11 protein-coding genes are annotated in these 16,057 nt (G+C 43.0%); 7 read left to right on the top strand and 4 right to left on the bottom strand.

The features are described 5' to 3' along the window. Positions 1-216 precede the first annotated feature (216 nt). On the top strand, positions 217-1,254 hold the full coding sequence (locus tag ACQEXU_RS06270) for an OmpA family protein (protein WP_427010105.1): 1,038 nt from the start codon (positions 217-219) through the stop codon (positions 1,252-1,254). Between the two features lie 2 nt (positions 1,255-1,256). After that, positions 1,257-2,966, top strand: coding sequence for an RCC1 domain-containing protein (locus ACQEXU_RS06265; protein ID WP_427010104.1), 1,710 nt, complete (start codon positions 1,257-1,259; stop codon positions 2,964-2,966). A 156-nt stretch (positions 2,967-3,122) separates the two neighbouring features. Here ACQEXU_RS06265 and ACQEXU_RS06260 read toward each other — a convergent pair whose 3' ends face one another. Further along, the gene (locus tag ACQEXU_RS06260) at positions 3,123-3,959 is read right to left on the bottom strand and encodes a hypothetical protein (RefSeq protein ID WP_427010103.1); all 837 of its coding nucleotides are present in this window, start codon (positions 3,957-3,959) and stop codon (positions 3,123-3,125) included. Between the two features lie 146 nt (positions 3,960-4,105). After that, positions 4,106-4,561 (bottom strand): glycosyl hydrolase family 28-related protein, encoded by a 456-nt coding sequence (locus ACQEXU_RS06255; RefSeq protein WP_427010102.1) that lies wholly within the window; start codon positions 4,559-4,561, stop codon positions 4,106-4,108. A gap of 330 nt (positions 4,562-4,891) precedes the next feature. Between ACQEXU_RS06255 and ACQEXU_RS06250 the strand changes: the two genes are divergently transcribed. After that, positions 4,892-6,562 (top strand): DUF1566 domain-containing protein, encoded by a 1,671-nt coding sequence (locus ACQEXU_RS06250; protein WP_427010101.1) that lies wholly within the window; start codon positions 4,892-4,894, stop codon positions 6,560-6,562. Continuing rightward, positions 6,559-9,108, top strand: coding sequence for a cytochrome c peroxidase (locus tag ACQEXU_RS06245; RefSeq protein WP_427010100.1), 2,550 nt, complete (start codon positions 6,559-6,561; stop codon positions 9,106-9,108). Before ACQEXU_RS06250 ends, ACQEXU_RS06245 begins: the two co-directional genes overlap by 4 nt. Positions 9,109-9,148: 40 nt before the next feature. On the opposite strand, the gene ACQEXU_RS06240 is transcribed toward ACQEXU_RS06245, so the two are convergent. Both ACQEXU_RS06240 and ACQEXU_RS06235 read right to left on the bottom strand, forming a co-directional pair. Next, the gene (locus ACQEXU_RS06240; RefSeq protein ID WP_427010099.1) at positions 9,149-10,246 is read right to left on the bottom strand and encodes an ElyC/SanA/YdcF family protein; all 1,098 of its coding nucleotides are present in this window, start codon (positions 10,244-10,246) and stop codon (positions 9,149-9,151) included. 290 nt (positions 10,247-10,536) lie between these two features. Continuing rightward, positions 10,537-11,058, bottom strand: coding sequence for a lipocalin family protein (locus ACQEXU_RS06235; protein WP_427010098.1), 522 nt, complete (start codon positions 11,056-11,058; stop codon positions 10,537-10,539). Positions 11,059-11,181: 123 nt separating this feature from the next. Here ACQEXU_RS06235 and ACQEXU_RS06230 point away from each other — a divergent pair, with 123 nt between their 5' ends. From ACQEXU_RS06230 to nirB, 3 genes are all read left to right on the top strand, one after another. After that, a complete protein-coding gene (locus tag ACQEXU_RS06230) occupies positions 11,182-11,847 on the top strand; it encodes a response regulator transcription factor (RefSeq protein ID WP_427010333.1) in 666 nt (221 codons plus the stop codon). A gap of 3 nt (positions 11,848-11,850) precedes the next feature. Beyond that, a complete protein-coding gene (locus ACQEXU_RS06225) occupies positions 11,851-13,227 on the top strand; it encodes a histidine kinase sensor domain-containing protein (RefSeq protein WP_427010097.1) in 1,377 nt (458 codons plus the stop codon). Between the two features lie 248 nt (positions 13,228-13,475). Continuing rightward, positions 13,476-16,046, top strand: a complete 2,571-nt coding sequence (nirB, locus tag ACQEXU_RS06220; RefSeq protein WP_427010096.1) for a nitrite reductase large subunit NirB — start codon at positions 13,476-13,478, stop codon at positions 16,044-16,046. The last annotated feature ends 11 nt before the right edge of the window (positions 16,047-16,057 follow it).

Raw genomic sequence — 16,057 nt, 5'->3', positions numbered from 1 at the left:
ATTGATTTTCATGTTATTTTGTAAGTTAAAATATGAATATAATAATTTATTATAGGAGTATTATTTTTTTCTTGTTTATATTCCTTCTCAATTAATTGTGAGCAATTCTTAATTCTATTATTATCCGAATCATAAAGTTATGGACTTTTATTATTAGAGTAGTAATAGCTTGTTACTTGTTTTTATATTGTTTGTTGTCGTTTTGTTGAGGTGTTTATGCGTGTTTATCTCACTTTTTTTTGTCTATGTACTCTTCCTTTAAATGGATATGCATCTGACGAAGAGGGTTTATATATAGGAAGTAAAGTCGGTTGGAGCTATTTTGCTCATGGTTGCGAAGCCCATGAAACTAGTTGTGACAGAGATGCAATTGGAGCAGGTGTTCTTCTGGGATACCAATTTAATAATTGGTTATCTTTGGAAGGGGGATACGACTATTTTGGTAAAGCGAAAGCCGTATACCCGGCATTGGATAATAGCCTTATCGATGCTCCTTATGAAGCAGATGTTCAAGGGGTAGAGCTGGGGTTAAAAGCTGATTATTCAATAAGTTCTGCATGGAACCTATTTGGAAAAGTTGGCGCATTAGGTTGGAAAGCAGATAAAACAGGACAAGAGATAGGCAGCTTAGTTGAAGAGAGCGATGACGGCGTATCTTTGATGCTTGGTGCTGGAATAGAATACCAAATAAGCCAAGCATTAAGCGCACGACTAGAATATCAGTGGTTTGATAATGTTGGAGACAATGACACCGGTGGCTCAGATGTAAACTTTACCACTCTTGGTCTCACATATAAATTTGGTAAAGACTCTGCTCAACCGCCTGTAATTACAGCTGTTGCTAAAAAGACAGAGACAAAAACGCCTTCAAAACCTGTCATGATTACAATTAAAGCGCAAGATGGTTCTTCTCTTTTCGAATTTGATTCTTCTGTACTAACGCCATTCGCTAAAACTCAACTAGTTCCTATATTAGAGCACCTTAACCGTTACCCAGATGTTCGAGTGAAGATCACCGGACACACTGACTCGTTGGGAGCTGAAGACTACAACTTGAAGCTATCTCAGTCGCGCGCAGAAGCTGTTAAGCGTTACCTAGAATCAGAAGGTGTATCTGCCAGTCATATTGTTGCAGAAGGGGTAGGTGAACGTTTTCCAGTCTCGACCAATTCTACTGCTGAAGGACGTGCGCAAAACCGCCGTGTAGAAATACACACAATGGAATCTGTGGTTCAACAGACTGAGGAGCAATAAAGATGGTAGTGAAGTCAAAACAAGCCAGTTATGTGTTACTCGGATTATCCACTGTGCTATTTGGTTGTGGTGGTGAAAATAGTGGGTTGCCGTCTCAAAAACAAATAAATGAAGATAATTCAGGTGGGAATGAAACTTATAGTAATCCCCCATTAATTACACGTTTAGCTAAATCTTCTGATTTAACATCAGGCAATACAATTTCTGCTATTTCAGTTTGTGAAAACTGTGACCCGTCAAAAACTGTCTATCAATGGGTAATTGATTCGAATGGCAATAGTATTTTTGGTGATTCGATCACAGTAGATGGTGTGTTAGTTAAAGATCGCGAAGTTGAAGCTGACCAGATCTCGATTCTAGATTCAGAGGTCGGGGCTAAAATTAAACTATCCGCTCAGGCGGCTTCCCCGAATGGTCGGGTCTACAGTGCTTCTGAATACAACATATATAAGCGTAGATTCTTAGTCGATGCCGTTGGAACATATGGTGGGTTTTGGGCTTTACTCAATACTGGTGACATAGTTCGACTTGGTGTCTATGACAACAATCATGGTGGCGATCAATTAGATATTGAAGATAAGTTTGTAACAATTGGTTCTGCATGGGAATGGTATAACTATGCTATTACGGAGGCTGGGAAGTTAATTTATTCAGGTCCATATATCAGTTCCCACGGTGTTACAGGAATAGATGCGGATGTCACATCCGTTGTTGGCAACAGAGGAGCAGCAGCAGCGTTAAAGTCCACAGGAGAGGTTGTCACGTTTGGTTCGGATTCATATGGAGGAATCGTCCCAGCATCTATTGAAGCTGAGTTGTATGACATAACGAAGGTTGTGGCTGGCGATTATTCTTTTACGGCACTGCGAAAAGATGGAAAAGTGTTTTCATGGGGTAATACAGACATAGGCAGTATCACTACTACCGATAACAGCAATATCAAAGATATATTTGCTAATGAAGTTGCATTTGCGGCGTTGAAAAATGATGGTTCAGTTGTTACTTGGGGCTACTCCAAGCTCGATTATCCTTCAAATGGGGAAGGGACAGGCTCAGACTCTTCTAGCGTAGATTTTTTAAGTGGTGGCGGAGTGAAAACAATCATTGCTAGTCGATTTGCTTTTGCCGCTATAAAACAGGATGACAGCGTTGTAACTTGGGGTAATGCTCCTTATGGCGGTGATAGTAGCTCAGTAGATTTTAGTAGTGGTGTATCTAATATTGTCGCAATTCCTAAAGCTTTTACTGCGTTAAAGAAGAACGGAGAGGTAGTAAGTTGGGGAGCTGTACCACCTGTTCCTTCCATCGCCAATGTAAAAGAAATCTATGCAACAAAATCATCGACAGGTTCTTCGTATGATAGTGGCGCGTTTACAGCATTAATTGATGATGGGACTGTAATTGCGTGGGGTAGTGCGCCTGACGGTGGTGATATTAATCAGCGAACTAGTACACTTGTAAACAATGACATTACTTCAGTAAAACCAGCATGGAAGTCTTTTCTAGCGCTTACAGATGAAGGAACGAAGGGGGGATGGGGAGAATATTCTCCTTCTGTAAATACGGAGGTTGAGAATACATACACTTCATACTTCCAATTTATGACTCAATTTAAGGACAAATCTGTGTTGGTAGAAGGTGGAAATTGGTGGCGTCCTACTGAGTTGTCAGAATTGGACCCTATCGATCTCCTATTGGAGTCTTCTTTATGATGTGTTACTTGTACGAATTTTTAGCTAAGCATTTAACGGACGATAATTCATAGAGCCACGTTATAAGCAATTCTATTAACTTACGTAAAAAATTGTTTAAAAAAGCGCCGATTTCGGCGCTTTTTTGCAAATTAGAACTTGTAACCTTAAATAGGGTTAAAGGTCTGTAAGAGTCACTACTTTCCATTCATTGTTAGTTCTAAACAACAACTTTCTGTCTACATAACGTAAAGCACCATTTAGGCTTACGCCTTCGGTGTCGTAGTATTGTGGCAATATAGTGCAGCCTTGAGAAAATATAGCTGCTCTAACATAATCTAGATCTGTGTCATTTCTTGTTGAAATGGTAATTCTATCTTCTTCGTCTTGGTGGATGTATGCCCTGTCTTTTTGTTTTCCACTTGCATCAAACCCCCAATCAAACTTAATTCCTGGCTTTGAATCTAGTGTTGTACAAACATCATTTCTCCTTGTTACTGAGAGCATATTTGCAAATTGTGATATCGAACCGGAATGGTTCACTATTGTATTTTTATCTGCTTCATTGCCGAGATTCTCTCTGATTCGATCATACGTGAATTCGCAGTAGCACCTTTTAGCATGATGAAGGCAAACATCAGCGGGTTCTACCGCAAACTCACGGATATTGATATGATCTGCACGGATCCGGTACTTTTTATCTAAAGTGATTTTATACACCATACGATTGTTTTCAATCAAACCGCCTGTTATTTGATCTATGGCAACAATACTATCCCAGACTATCAATCCAATATTTTTCTTATCGTCTTCTGTTAACACTTCATTATACTGACCAAAACGTTCAAATGAGTTGCCGTAAATACGGTGCATTTGACCATCATGAATACGAATCACAGCACAATTCATTCCCGGAATAAAATGGTTTCCGTTAATTTCCCAACCTTGCGTATTGCCTGCCATATTGATGGCAGTACGCGAATTGTATTCCTCATAAGCTTGTAGTGAATTCATTTCTGGCATCGGGTCTTTAGATTGCTGGAGATAAAACTTATTGTCTCGTATATTGACCTCTAAACCTCCTTGTGGGAAGTCTATCAATGGAGCTGAGGTACTTGGATACTTACTTTTATCAGTACCAAGGAAGGCGCATTGGTCTATTACAATACTTTTACATCTTCATGTACCCCAATTTGCGATAAGAATTGGCCATCGCCTTCTACAGTCATGGAGTCTACTTCATTTATTAAAATCGGAGTGATGTAGTACTGCCCATTCGGTACATAAATAGAGAGCTTGTTTTTACTAGCATAGTTGAAGGCAAGATTAAAAGCTTCCGTGTCATTGACTCTTGGTTTTCCATATCCTGTTCCTTTAGCACCAAATGCGCGAACGTTTACACGTTGTCCGGAAACTTTGGGTTCTGCATAGAGTCCATTATCTAATTTGATCGAAGCAAACTCATTTTTGTTTGTAATTGTATATAAATTACCACCGCCATCAGTGATGTGATGGTAGCCGTGTGTTTTGACAAAGTTCCCGAATGAGAGCGTGGAATCTGAGCGCATTGTAGCAACGGTATCGTAGTGTTTAATGCTAGAAGTGTTATTAGTCATAATATGCAACCTTGCTTATATTGATTACAAAACACTATCATTAAATTAAAGTGTGTTTTTATTTGTTTTGCTTAATTCTTATTTCTTGGTTTGATTTGCTGTCTGTATTGATTTATTTGAATTAAAATCTCGATTTTCCCAGTTAATGTAGCCAGTTCCTTTTTGTACTTTAATGAAGGTTCAGCATCATATGGATGCTAACTGAGCCGCAAACGTTTCAATTAGAGTTTTAAATCTAACATTTCATAAATGAGAATGATTCGCACTAGTATTTATGGTGAGTTGTCAGTAGTATCAGCATCCTTTTTATAAAATGCTCAACAAATTACTATGACAAATACTAAACTCTCTTTTGCGCTTGCTTCTCTCATCGTCCTTTCGGGGTGTAACTCTGGTTCAGGTTCAGATGCCCCAGTAACGAACCCAAAGCCTGATAATGTGGTTACTGGGGAGACAGGGGATTCTACGGTTTTACTCTCAACATCAGATGTAGAAATCTCTGATGAACACAGTTATTTGCTGCCAACTCCAGGGCTTACGCGTGAGTCGGTTGATCGTATAGAAGACCTAAAAAGCAACTTTGGTCATGTTGTTCTCGATAAAGCTTCCATGAAATTTGTCTTTCAGCTAACCCAAAATACTGCAGCGAAACGAGCTCGAAAAAGTGATGATGGAATGTCTGATGAACTGCAAGCGGCAATCAATGATTATCAATTCATCATTAGTTACCGTGTTGATGGTGTGAACTACAAATTATCAGGTCACGCGTTACCTCTAGTGAAACGAGATGATAAAACAATTGTTCCACATTACGTAAAGCTCAATGCCAATGGCGGGGTGTTAACAGAGCAAGAGCAGGCAATGACTTATCGAATGCAAGAGTGGGCATGTGTAACAGACAATAAGACCAATTTGACTTGGCAAGTACTGCAACCCTCTGGTGTATTTGCTTTTGATTCGAGGTACTACTGGGGTGATCGTGTTGTTAACCATCGAGATTTTGGTGAAGCACAATGTTCACTAGGCCGTGCGTGTAATACGGCTGAATTAGTCGCGAAAGCAAATGAGATGAATCTATGCGGAAAAATGGACTGGCGTGTACCCACTAAGAATGAATGGAAATCACTTTTAACCACAAAGATGTTTGATGAGCAGAGAAAACATTCTCCAATCGACTCGTTCTTTTTCCCTTTTGTAGATGCGAACTTTGACGAAGCATACTGGACCAATGCTTTTACCCAGTACCCAAAAGGCCATGATGCGGATGCCAAAGTGGGAGATTGGCAAGGATCTAATAGCACAGTTGGGGATGCGTACGTGATGTGGATGGGTAATGACTTCGCAGATGAGAGAATGCCCCCTCGCTCCACGAATGAACCTTGGTTTGCAATGTTGATCAGTGGGGACATGATCATTGATGACATCACTCAAAGTAAAGAGGTGGTTGCTGTTGAGTTAAAACGCGAAGTCAATAAAGCTGGTGATGAAGATGCTCACTGGCAAAATCGTTTCAGTAAAATTGGGGCTATGGGACAGCCAATTCAAGATCAAACGAATACGGATTGGGTATGTACGCAAGACAAGTTATACCAATCAGAGTTGCCAACTACGCAAATCCTATGGCAGCGAGTCAGTAAGGTTGCCCCACAAATGACCTATTCACAAGCTGAGCAGTATGTGGAAAAGGTAAATGCTGCCGCATTATGCGGGCACACAAACTGGCGTTTACCGAGTGAAAATGAGTTGAAGTCCCTGCTGGTTGATAATGTTACGTTTGATACAGAAGGCATGTCATTTAGAGCTGGTTACACCAAGTCTGTCTTTGATGATACGGTCGTTGCAGATGAGAGCTATTACTGGACACAAACGAAAGATAGCTACTTCCCAGATACCAAACATATGGCGGTCGCTTTCCAAAAAGAATGGTCAGAAAGTAGCGGTGAAGATAACAATAATTTGTACCGTGTTCGTCTAATTTCCACATCGGTTACGGCACCATGATCCGAGTCATTTCTGTATTCTTGGTATGTGCGTTGACTTTGGTTGGTTGCGGGGGGGCTGATGAGTCTCAAACGCCAGCCAAAGGTACATCTCCAAATGAATCTAAGCCAGCAATTAAACCATTAGATACTAACCCGAGAAAAGCAATCACCAAGGGTGGGCATTTCTCGTATCAATATTCTGTGAATGACGAACGCATTGTACGTATTGTTGAACCTGCGAAACTCGGTATCGTTAAATTAGATAATGGCATGTTGCAATACCAAGCCGGGCCAGAGCACGAAGGCGTAGACACGTTTAGGTTGGAATTGGTTGAACTTGATTCTGTAACCATGATTAATTGGATGGTGCGGGTGACCGGAGAAAAGCCTAGATTTGTTCTGTTGGACGGCAAAGCCATGGCGGAAGAACACGAATGGCAGTGCATTGATGACAATCAAACGCACCTAGGTGTTCGTTGGGTGATGGCCAAGGAGCCAACTTCTGAGACGTTCTCTTGGCAAGATTGGCAGGCGACACTACCCAATCTGGAAGCCAGTTGTTTTCTTGGTCATGAAGCGTGTACAACCGACGCACTGATTGAATATGCGAATCAGCACCAGTGGTGTGGCCGCTCTGATTGGCGTTTACCTTTTGAATATGAAATGAAAAGTATCAAGAGTGAGCGCGATTACGCATTAGACCGAAACCAACCAGCAATTGACCCTTATTACTTCGCTACAGTTGGTTTTGAAGAGTATTGGTTAGCAACAAATGCGAGCAGCCAAATGGCAGATAACTTGGCACATCGTTATAGCTTCGGTACTAAGCGTTATGGTGTTGTGAATGCAAACAAACGTAAGCCAGCGTCGGTTATGCTCGTCAGCGGTGAATTCAGAGACCCATCACTACCCGTTGAGGCTGTAACGCCAGAGGCTGAAAGTAATAGCTTCATCCGGTTAGATGAACGAGGGAAGCCTTTAGATAAAATATCTCAGCAGGAGAGTTATGATACCTCGCCTTGGCGTTGCTTAGATGATGTTCGCCCTTTGGTTCGTGACAATTTGTTTCTGCGGGACAAGCATTTCTCTTATGTGTATTGGTTAACACCAAATCAATCTGATATCACCACAACGGCTAATTTATATTCATTGAGCAATTCAGGTGCAGCCTGTCAGCAGGCAAATTGTAGCTTGAAGGGTTATGTCGATCAGGTAAACCTTGCCAGCCAATGCGGTAAATCGAGCTGGCGAGTACCCACCGTAGACGAGCTTGCGATGCTCATGCATCAACAGGTGAATGGCGGAGGGTATGAACTCTTGTATAAATCTTCTCTCAACAACCCTGAAGCAGGGGAGTATTGGGTGAAAACTGAATATGGATACGGCACGGTTACTTTGCCTTTTTCATCGAGTTTATCTGTTCAGACACCAGTAACTGATCAGCAAGCTAGAGCTTTGTTGATTGCAACTGAGGCTGAGCCGAGAAAGGAAGAAGATCCTCGCTCTATAGGCAATCACACCAAGCCCGATATGCGCCGATTGAGACAAGACTACGCGACGACGCCAGATCGCTGGCCACAACCATTTGTGGATGATATGTCTGATTATCAGGAAATTGGATTAATGACGGCGGTGGCGTACCCAAGTCAAAACCCATACAGCGCAGAAAAGGCTCAACTGGGTAAGGCGTTATTTTTTGATCCACTATTATCCAAAAATCAAGATGTTGCGTGTGCCAGTTGCCATGACCCGAAAAAGGGTTGGACCGACCAACAAGAGGTTTCTATCGGCCATGCGCAGCAGCGAGGAAAACGTAATGCTCCAACCATTGTAAACAGTGGGTTTCTTCCTGCTTTATTCTGGGATGGTCGAGCAGCAACGCTTGAACAACAAGCCTTGATGCCGATACAAGATCCATTGGAAATGGCCGAAACATTACCCAACGTGGTTGAGAAGTTGCAAAACCATCCGAAGTATCCGAATCAGTTTAAGCGAGCATTTGGTAAAAACATCATTACTAAAGATGAGCTAGCGATGGCGTTAGCGACATTTCAGCGCACAATTACCAGCAATGAAAGTAAGTTAGATCGGTTCATTAAACAGGCCTCAACTGGTCAAACCGATGAGTTAAGTGATCAAGAACTTTGGGGGCTGGATATTTATCGGCGTAATGGGCGTTGCGTCAATTGTCACATGGGGCCAGAACTGACTAACCACAAGTTTGAAAATGTTGGATTGACTTACTATAAGGCGTTTTATGAAGACTTAGGCCAGTTTAATGTGTCTGGACAAAGTGATGATGTGGGGCGCTTTAAAACACCGTCACTACGTGACGTGATGAACACTGGGCCGTGGTTCCATAATGGTTTGGTACACACCATGGATGGTGTCATTTCGATGTATTCTGAGGGAATGGCAAGTAATGCCCCATTTGGATGGGATAAATACGACCCCAATTACCCTAACTTGTCTGACAAGATCAGGCCGTTGAATCTGACTTATCAGGAAGCACAAGCGTTGAAAGCGTTTATGCATGTTATCACTGCTTCTTCTCCAAACCCATAAACAATAAAAAACCGCGCATTTGCGCGGTTTTTTATATTTCTTATCTCGCATCTAGCGGATAAGAGCGGTAGCTTCGCATGCCGTAAGTTCGGAGGGCGTCGCGATATATGCCCAGTAGTTCTTTGTCACTTGCGGTAGCAAGATCCGCTAATGGCTTATCGGGGTACGCGACGGTATCAAACGTGATGTCTCTTGGACCAGTTTGCCAGCTTGCGATTTCAAACAAGGTTTGCCCGCGTCTAACATGACTTGCTGAGCTGATGATCGTGGCGTGTTTGACGTTATGGCGAGCGAGAGCATAGCTACTGAATAAGGCATTGTCTACCGTGCTGGTGGCGTAGTTTTCTTCAATGATGCGGTTCTTGCTGACACCGTTTTGGATCAACCAATCTGCCATCAACTTGCCTTCTGTTTTATGGTTCTTCGGAACACCGCCAGTTAATACGATCAGAGCGGTCGGGTTCGCTTTTGCCATAGCCAATGTGGTTTCTAGGCGTTTGATCAAGATTTCATGCATGCTGCCATCTGGATTTAACGCGTAACCTAAAGTGACAATCGCATCTTGGTTGGTCAGCTTTTTCTCAGCGACGGATTTTAAAGGCGCTTTTAAGATCCGATCGATGGTATCGAAGATACGTTGAATATCTTGTGACTTACCTTTATCTAACATTCCTAGCTTTTTCAGGTGCTTCTCTGACTCACCTGTTTTTCCTTGGAAACGCTTCCACACCGAAAGATAAGCATGCAAATCGGTATCTTCAGGCGCCACAGTTAATGCTTGCTCGAAAAGCTGAACGGCTTGATCGACATTCTTATTGTAAATTTGAGCGTTCGCTGCGGAGATAAGTAAATCCGTACGGTAAGGCTCAATTTCATAAGCTTCTAACAGGCGCTGAGTCACTATTTCCATATTGCTTGGCATTTTAGCGGTAAAGCCAGCATGAGAAATACGTGCAGGAGATTTAAACGCTTTCACTGCGTCAGCTAATAACTGGTCGACAACCTGACGTTTTGTCAGTAACTGGCCATATTCCACGCTGGATTGGACGGTGGAATTAGTTTGAGTATCTGCAAAAGTAGGGGCAGCAGAAAGCGCAATAATGCTGCTTAATGTAACGGCGAGGATGTTCTTGTTCATTGGATAATCCTGTCTGTTTTCAGACTTATGGTTAAAATCCATGGCAGTGTGAAATCTGGCAAATATAAATTCCGTGAATAGACACGCAAAATTATGTAATGAATTTCATTGTTGATTAAAAATGTTCAACTGGTTCAGGAAATAAGACAGCGAGTGTAATGAAATTTAGAATTTCTAGCCTGTCGCGGTCAAAGCGTAGCCGATTTTGAGGCATACAGTGATGCTTCCAAGCTTAATAGTCTATTGTTGGATAATGTGGAGATGTTAAAGAAATAACTGTATCGGTAAGGTTATTTAGCTTCGCTAAATGGAAAAATAAGCGCTGACGTGTCAATCCCGGCTTGCTGCGCAATGCGGAGATATTTTCTAAATTTGTACGCTGGTAGGGAAGTGCTACGCGATAAAATCCAGAAATAGTCGAGATTGTAGCCACTGACCAAAGCAACTGAATAATCAGGTTCAAGATAAAACACCACGTAACTACTATAAAATGGCCCCCAAAAAGAGACCTTTAAGTGGCCAAGGTCAGGATGCTTGACGGATTTTGCTACCCCAAGTGCTTCTTTCCATTGTTGTTCTTGCTCATTCCAACCACGGTTAATGACCGTGACAGTATTGTCGTCGTTCAGTGTGTAATGCGCTTGAACGTGAGATAACCCTGTTTCAAAGTCATGATCTAAACGCGCAAGCTCATACCAAGTACCACTATAGCGTTCGAGATCAAAATCTTTTACCGGGGAGAGGTTCACAGGCACATTAATGCAAGCTGTGAGAGAAAATAACCACGTTACGAGCACAAATATTCTCATCATTATTGAACCCTCATAAAATGAAAACTTTAAGTTAATTATATACGTTAAGCGCTGCATATGAGTTGTGTTGAGGTGGGTGTGTATATAGAATGCGAATCCTTCCCATTCCTACTTCAAATGCTAATGGCTCATATTCTTGTTGTTGATGACGATCTTCTCATCTGTGAAATGCTCAGTGAAATCCTTGTAGAAGAGGGTTATCACGTAACTTGTGTTCATTGTGGTGAAAGTGCGTTAAGCCATATCGAAAAAAAACCAGTGGATTTGGTATTACTGGATGTCATGTTACCCAAGCTCAATGGGATGCAAGTTGCGAAGCGAATTTGTCAGCGCTTTGCTACTCCAATCTTAATGTTAACCGCGCTCAACGATGAAACGTCGATGTTGGAAGGGCTGCATGCTGGTGCGGATCAATTTATTACCAAACCATTCAAGGTGCCGGAGTTATTGGTGCGCATTAAAGCCATATTGCGTCGCGTTGGGTTAGAGAAACAGCGAAAAACCTTTGATGATTGTCAAACGCCAGATGCCGAGCATATGTCATCGTTACCGTTAACCGGCACTGAAATGGAATTGCTGCAATACATGGTACGCCACGAAGGTATGGTGGTGTCGAAAGCGGATTTACAGAGCCACGTACTTAAGAAAGAACTGAGTCCGTTTGACCGTAATCTCGATATGCATATTAGTAATATTCGGCGAAAGTTTGTTGAAGCTGGGTTGTCTAAATTACATATCAAAACAGTACGTGGCAAAGGTTACACCTACCAGCCAAGAATTGGAGTATAGCCTGTGTCTTGGTTTCTTCCGGCTTCCATACTGAAGCGTAAAGATGGTTTGCCGTTCCAGCTGTTTAGTTACTTGTCTGCGGTCATCATCAGCATTGTTTTGCTCCAAGGTGTGGTTGAAAAAGCATTAATGACCAGTATGTTAAAAGTGCCGCCTACGATGAAAGCTGAAATGCGCGAGTTGGCGGAGAAAGCGGAGATGCTGGTTGAACGCGGGGACATGGCGCAGCTCGCCAACTGGGCCAATCAGCAGCCTTATTACCTGTTCGTGCTTGATTCGAGTAATCAGCCACTCTCTAACCGGAAGATGCATCCCCACTTTGAATTTAAGCTCAGGTTTTTGCGGGAATTAGATGGGCCGTTAAATGACGAAGTCAGTCAGCCGCTGATTGGTATTCCGTTGAAACATGGCAATGTTCTGGTGATTCAATTACCACGACAGCGTCATCCAGCGCACCAATTTTTGATTTATCTGGCGATCAGTAAGGTGGTGATTGTGGTGATCATCTTGGTGCTATTTTCAGTGATCATTGCGAGAAAGCTAAAGCAGCCTCTGGATCGTTTACGCGCAGCGAGTCATCAGTTAGCAAAAGGGAATTTCAACATTAATGTCGCTTCTGAGGTGAAATCAAACGTGCGCGAGTTTAATCAGCTGGCACAAGATTTTGACGAGATGACTGCTGAAATTCATAACTTGGCACAAAAACAGAGACAACTGATACGTGACGTGTCTCATGAACTAAGAACGCCACTCGCCAGGCAGAATCTCGCGTTACATCTGCTGCGCAAGCAGACGGATTCGACCCATTTTCATCTATTGGACAGAGTTGAACGAGAAGTCGATCAGATGGAAACGTTAGTGACAGAAATTCTTGAGTTCAGCCGACTTGAGAATGCGCGCTATGAAGCGCAATTTGTGATGGTCGACTTACAAGAGTCCGTCAAGCAGCAATTACCCCTATGTGCATTACCGAAAGGGGATAAACAGAGCATTACATTTCATGGCTCGGATCATGTGCCACAAATTTTGGTGGACGAGCGTTTATTACAACGTGTGCTGCAAAACTTAATCAGCAATGCGATCAAATATGCAGGTGAAGCTGCGCAAATTGATGTTTCAATCCGTCAAATAGAAAACCAAGGTCAAAAATGGCTGTTACTTGAAATCAGTGACAACGGCTCTGGTATTGATGAAGCCAGTCTTGAGAGTGTCTTCAATCCTTTTACTCGGTTGGAATCTGCGCGTGATAAGCAATCGGGAGGTTATGGGCTCGGGCTTGCGATTGTGAAGGAGTCGATGAGCATTATGAATGGGGCTGTCTCTGCCGCAAACCGTCAAGAGGGTGGGTTAGTCATCACGCTACATTTTCCGATTGCGTAACAAGATCTTTCTATCTGTGTAATATTTTTACACAATTAGTATTAGGTTTCATGATTTAAACCATGCAATGGGTAGCCTCTTTTCGTTAACTGTGTCTCAACTCATTGAGGTTTGTATGTTTTGTGACCTCTATTCACCTTCTACCCCTTTAGGGTAGTTCTATTTTGTAATTGATTTACATCATTTCTTCATTTTCTTTCATAATTAACAATGCGCTCAGATAAAGAACCTAACCCTTAGGAAGTATTATGAGCAAGTTGAAGCTGGTCGTTATCGGTAACGGTATGGTAGGACACCGTTATATCGAAGACCTAGTTGAGAAGACAGATGCCTCTCAGTATGAGATCACTGTTTTCTGTGAAGAACCACGTGTTGCTTACGACCGTGTCCACCTTTCTTCTTACTTTTCTCACCACACAGCGGACGAGTTATCTCTAGTTAAAGAAGGCTTCTACGAAAAACATGGCGTGAACATGTTAATTGGCGAACGTGCCATTAACGTCAACCGTGAAAAACGCATTGTGCATTCCAGTACTGGCCGCGAGATCCAATACGATACGCTGATCATGGCAACGGGCTCATTCCCATTTGTTCCTCCAATTAAAGGGCGTGAAAGCAAAGATTGTTTTGTTTACCGCACGATTGAAGATCTGAAAGCCATCGAAGCATGTGCGAAGAAGAGTAAAGTCGGTGTGGTAATTGGCGGTGGTTTGCTTGGTCTTGAAGCAGCTGGCGCATTGAAAGCGCTTGGTGTTGAAACCCATGTGGTTGAGTTTGCCCCAAAACTTATGGCAGAGCAGCTTGACCAAGCAGGTGGGAATCAGCTTCGTCAAAAAATTGAAAGCATGGGTGTGAAAGTTCACACCAGCAAAAACACATTAGAAATTGCACCAGAAGGCGAAAATGCACGTAACGTGATGCGCTTTGCCGATGGGACTGAGCTGGAAACCGACTTTATTGTTTTCTCTGCTGGTATTCGTCCGCAAGACAAGCTTGCTCGCCAAATGGGGCTGGGCATTGCACCGCGTGGTGGTATTGAAATTAACGATAACTGCCAAACGACGGACAAAAATATCTACGCGATTGGTGAATGCGCGTCTTGGAATAATACGTTCTACGGTTTGGTTGCACCGGGTTACAAGATGGCGACAGTTGCCGTTGACCACTTGGTCGGTAATGAAAGCACATTTGAAGGTGCAGACATGTCTGCCAAGCTGAAGTTACTTGGCGTAAAAGTGGGTTCGATTGGTGATGCAAACGGTCGTACTCCGGGCTGTAAGAGCTATGTTTACCAGAACGAAGAGCAAGAAGTTTACAAGCGTTTGATTGTCTCTGAAGACAACAAAACACTGCTTGGTGCGGTAATGGTTGGCGATACATCGGACTACGGTGACTTGCTTCAACTGATGTTGAATGAAATTGAATTGCCAGAACATCCGGATACATTGATCCTACCTACTCACGCTGGTGCTGAGAAACCAACACTTGGCGCCGATTCACTTCCTGAATCAGCAGTGATCTGTTCTTGTTTTGACGTAACAAAAGGCAAGATTGCTCAAGCCGTTGCTGAAGGTCACCACACGATTGGAGATATCAAAGCGGTAACAGGCGCAGGCACAGGGTGTGGCGGTTGTATTCCTCTGGTGACATCTGTGCTTAATGCCGAACTCGCTAAAGCTGGCGTGGAAGTGAAAAACGATGTTTGTGAGCACTTTGCTTATTCTCGCCAAGAGCTGTTCCACCTAATTCGTATCGAAGAAATCAAAAGCTTTGAAGAACTACTCGAGAAGTACGGCACAGGTTACGGCTGTGAAGTGTGTAAACCTCTGGCAGGTTCAATCTTAGCGTCTTGCTGGGGTGAGCACATTCTAAAACCTGAGCTGGTTAAGCTGCATGATACCAATGACAACTTCCTCGGAAACATGCAAAAAGACGGTACGTATTCTGTAATCCCTCGTATGGCGGGTGGTGAAGTGACACCACAAGCACTGAAAGTGTTGGCAGAAGTTGCAGCTGAATACAAGTTATACACCAAAGTAACAGGTGCTCAGCGTATTGGTCTATTTGGTGCGCAGAAAGATGACCTACCAGAAATTTGGAAAAAGCTGATCGCAGCAGGTTACGAAACAGGTCAAGCCTACGCAAAAGCACTGCGTATGGCGAAAACCTGTGTTGGATCAACATGGTGTCGTTACGGCGTTCAAGATTCAGTTGGCTTAGGCGTGATGATCGAGAACCGCTACAAGGGCATCCGTACACCGCATAAGATGAAGTTTGGTGTGTCTGGTTGTACTCGTGAATGTGCTGAAGCGCAAGGTAAAGATCTCGGCATCATCGCAACAGATGCTGGCTGGAACATGTATGTCTGTGGTAACGGCGGCATGAAACCACGTCACGCTGATTTGCTTGCTAGCGATTTAGACCAAGAAACACTCATCAAATACATCGACCGCTTCATGATGTTCTACATCCGTACTGCAGCGCCGCTACAACGTACCTCAGTTTGGATGGAAAACCTCGAAGGTGGCGTCGATTACCTACGTGAAGTCATTGTTGAAGACAAGCTAGGCATTAACGAACAACTGGAAGCTGATGTGGCGAAGTTGGTTGAAGAGTACCGCTGCGAATGGACTGACACCATTAATGATGAATCTCAGCTCAAGCGTTTTGCGCACTTCGTTAACTCAGAAAAACGTGACGACAATGTTGTATTCGTTCAAGAGCGCGCCCAGCATCGCCCTGCGACATACACAGAAAAACATTCTGATGCGATTACAGAAAAGCATCAGGGCGACATCATTCACGTTGAGACAGTTTAAGGGAGACGCAT

It is taken from the genome of Vibrio sp. TRT 21S02, assembly GCF_050113675.1.
Lineage (GTDB): Bacteria > Pseudomonadota > Gammaproteobacteria > Enterobacterales > Vibrionaceae > Vibrio.
This window is presented reverse-complemented; position numbering and strand designations above follow the sequence as displayed.

Coding starts and splice junctions, on each gene's coding strand:
- ACQEXU_RS06270 (WP_427010105.1), top strand. CDS start 217: ATGCGTGTTTATCTCACTTTTTTTTGTCTATGTACTCTTCCTTTAAAT.
- ACQEXU_RS06265 (WP_427010104.1), top strand. CDS start 1,257: ATGGTAGTGAAGTCAAAACAAGCCAGTTATGTGTTACTCGGATTATCC.
- ACQEXU_RS06260 (WP_427010103.1), bottom strand. CDS start 3,959: ATGAATTCACTACAAGCTTATGAGGAATACAATTCGCGTACTGCCATC.
- ACQEXU_RS06255 (WP_427010102.1), bottom strand. CDS start 4,561: ATGACTAATAACACTTCTAGCATTAAACACTACGATACCGTTGCTACA.
- ACQEXU_RS06250 (WP_427010101.1), top strand. CDS start 4,892: ATGACAAATACTAAACTCTCTTTTGCGCTTGCTTCTCTCATCGTCCTT.
- ACQEXU_RS06245 (WP_427010100.1), top strand. CDS start 6,559: ATGATCCGAGTCATTTCTGTATTCTTGGTATGTGCGTTGACTTTGGTT.
- ACQEXU_RS06240 (WP_427010099.1), bottom strand. CDS start 10,246: ATGAACAAGAACATCCTCGCCGTTACATTAAGCAGCATTATTGCGCTT.
- ACQEXU_RS06235 (WP_427010098.1), bottom strand. CDS start 11,058: ATGATGAGAATATTTGTGCTCGTAACGTGGTTATTTTCTCTCACAGCT.
- ACQEXU_RS06230 (WP_427010333.1), top strand. CDS start 11,182: ATGGCTCATATTCTTGTTGTTGATGACGATCTTCTCATCTGTGAAATG.
- nirB (WP_427010096.1), top strand. CDS start 13,476: ATGAGCAAGTTGAAGCTGGTCGTTATCGGTAACGGTATGGTAGGACAC.